Source organism: Streptomyces sparsus, assembly GCF_054776295.1.
Genome location: NZ_BAAHCA010000715.1, coordinates 1 through 2,545, shown reverse-complemented (window position 1 = coordinate 2,545; position 2,545 = coordinate 1). Strand labels below are relative to the sequence as shown.

The window sequence follows — 2,545 nt, the reverse complement described above, 5'->3', positions numbered from 1 at the left end:
GGACCGCACCCTGTGGCTGCTGGACGAGGCAGCCGCCGGTCAGCTCCCGGACGTGGTCCGCGACGCCCACTGAGGCCGGCGAAGGACACACACGAGCCGCTCCGGTCCCGTACGGGTCCGGAGCGGCTCGTCCATGCGGGCCCCGCGCACCGGCTCACGAAGGGCCCTCCCCCCGGCACGAGCGGCCCTGCGCTCGGGCCCGGAGGGGTAGTCGGGCCCGGAGGGGAGGGGCTGTCGGGCCCGGAGGGGAGGGGCTGTCGGGCCCGGAGGGGCTGAGGCCCTCACTCCCACTTGAAGAAGCGTGCCGCGGCGGCCAGCCCGGCCACCGCCCAGGCGACCAGCACACCCAGCGACGCCCACGGCATGCCGGCACCGTCCTGGAGCACGTCCCGCAGGCCCCCGGAGAGCGCGGCCACCGGCAGCAGCCCCAGCACCCCCTGGAGCGCGTCCGGGAACTTCTCCAGCGGCACCACCACACCGCCGCCGATCAGCAGCAGGATGAAGACCAGGTTGGCGGCGGCGAGCGTCGCCTCCGCCTTCAGCGTCCCCGCCATGAGCAGGCCCAGACCGGAGAACGCCGCCGTGCCGGCCACCAGCAGCGCGGCGGCGGCGAACGGGCTGCCGTGCGGCGACCAGCCGAGCAGCAGCGCCACCGTCACCAGGAGAGCGACCTGGAGCAGCTCGATCACCAGGACCGAGCACGCCTTCGCGGTCAGCAGCGCCCAGCGCGGCAGCGGTGAGCTGCCCAGGCGCTTCAGCACGCCGTAGCGCCGCTCGAAGCCCGTGGAGATGGCGAGCCCGGTGAACGCGGTGGACAGCACCGCCAGCGCGAGAATGCCGGGCGTCAGGAAGTCCACACGGTCGCCCGAGCCGGTGTCCACCAGCTGCACGGTCCCGAACAGCACCAGCAGCAGGGTCGGAATGACCACCGTCAGCAGCAGCTGCTCGCCGTGCCGCAGCAGCATCCGGGTCTCCAGCGCCGCCTGCGCGGCGATCATCCGCACCGCCGGCGCGGCGCCGGGCCGGGGCGTGAAGGTACCTGTGGTCGTGCCGCTCACCCGCGCAGCTCCTTGCCGGTCTTTTCGAGGAAGACGTCCTCCAGCGTGTGCCGCTCCACCGAGAGGCGTTCCGGCATCACGCCGTGCTGGGCGCACCAGGACGTGACGGTGGCCAGCAGCTGCGGATCGACGGTGCCGGTGACCCGGTAGCTGCCGGGGGTCGGCTCGGCCGCCGCCGAGTCCGGGGGCAGCGCCTTCAACAGGGAGCCGACGTCCAGTCCGGGACGTCCGGTGAAGCGCAGGGTGTTCTCCGCGCCGCCCCGGCACAGCGCCTCCGGGCTGCCCTCGGCGATGACGCGGCCGTCGTCGACGATGGCGACCTCGTCGGCCAGCTCCTCGGCCTCGTCCATGTAGTGCGTGGTCAGCACGATCGTCACGCCGTCCGCCCGCAGCTCGCGGACCAGGTCCCAGACGGCCCGGCGGGCCTGCGGGTCCAGGCCCGCGGTGGGCTCGTCCAGGAACAGCAGTTCGGGGCGGCCCACCAGGGCCATGGCCAGCGCCAGTCGCTGCTGCTGTCCGCCGGACAGCCGCCGGTAGGGGGTCCGTCCGCAGCCGCCGAGCCCGAGCCGGGAGATCAGCGCGTCGACGTCCAGCGGATGGGCGTGCAGCCGGGCCATGTGCCGCAGCATCTCCTCGGCCCGCACGCCCGGGTACACGCCGCCGCTCTGGAGCATCACACCGATCCGGGGGCGCAGGTCCGCGGCGTCGGCGACCGGGTCCAGGCCCAGTACCCGCACGCTGCCGGCGTCCGGCCGGCGGTAGCCCTCGCAGAGCTCGACGGTGGTGGTCTTGCCCGCGCCGTTGGGGCCCAGCACTGCCGTGACCGTGCCGCGCGCCACCCGCAGGTCGAGCCCGTCCACCGCCGTCCGGCTCCCGTACCGCTTCACCAGCCCCGCGGCCTCGACGGCCGCCGTATTGTGCATACCGGCGAGTCTAGGGAGCCGGGGACGTGCACGGCCTGCCGGGGTGACCGGGGGCGTCCCGACCTCCCACGCGAGCCGGTGGTAAGGCTTGCCTTACGTGACGCACCCCATTCGTGCTGGTCAGAACCGGGCTTGCCGCTGCTCGCCGAATTACGCAACAATGGTGTTGTGAAATACACGGGACACGCTCAGCGCACGCAGACGGCGGGACACGCCGCCGGCGGCGTCGGCGTGCCCGCGCCCTCCGACGAGCAGCACGGCACCCGGAACAAGGTGGCGCGCTCCATCCTCGACCACGGCCCGTCCACCGCCGCCGAACTCGCCGAGCGTCTGGCACTGACCCAGGCGGCGGTCCGCCGCCACCTCGACGCCCTGGTGGGCGAGGGAGTGGTCGAGCCCCGCGCACAGCGGGTCTACGGCGCCCGCGGCCGAGGCCGTCCCGCGAAGGTCTTCGCGCTCACCGAGTGCGGCCGGGACGCCTTCGACCAGGCGTACGACCAGCTCGCCGCCGACGCCATGCGCTGGATAGCGCGCTCGGCGGGCGGCGGGGAGCGGGGCGAGGCC

Annotated in this window: 3 protein-coding genes; 1 reads left to right on the top strand and 2 read right to left on the bottom strand. The window is 74.4% G+C overall.

Going from position 1 to position 2,545, the window contains the following annotated elements:
• Nucleotides 1-281: 281 nt before the first annotated feature.
• Nucleotides 282-998 (bottom strand): ABC transporter permease, encoded by a 717-nt coding sequence (locus ACYVE9_RS22525; RefSeq protein WP_461029717.1) that lies wholly within the window; start codon nt 996-998, stop codon nt 282-284.
• Between the two features lie 56 nt (nt 999-1,054).
• A complete protein-coding gene (locus ACYVE9_RS22520) occupies nt 1,055-1,981 on the bottom strand; it encodes an ABC transporter ATP-binding protein (RefSeq protein WP_461029716.1) in 927 nt (308 codons plus the stop codon).
• Nucleotides 1,982-2,149: 168 nt separating this feature from the next.
• Here ACYVE9_RS22520 and ACYVE9_RS22515 point away from each other — a divergent pair.
• On the top strand, nt 2,150-2,545 hold a 396-nt coding region (locus ACYVE9_RS22515), incomplete at its 3' end, for a helix-turn-helix transcriptional regulator (protein ID WP_461029715.1).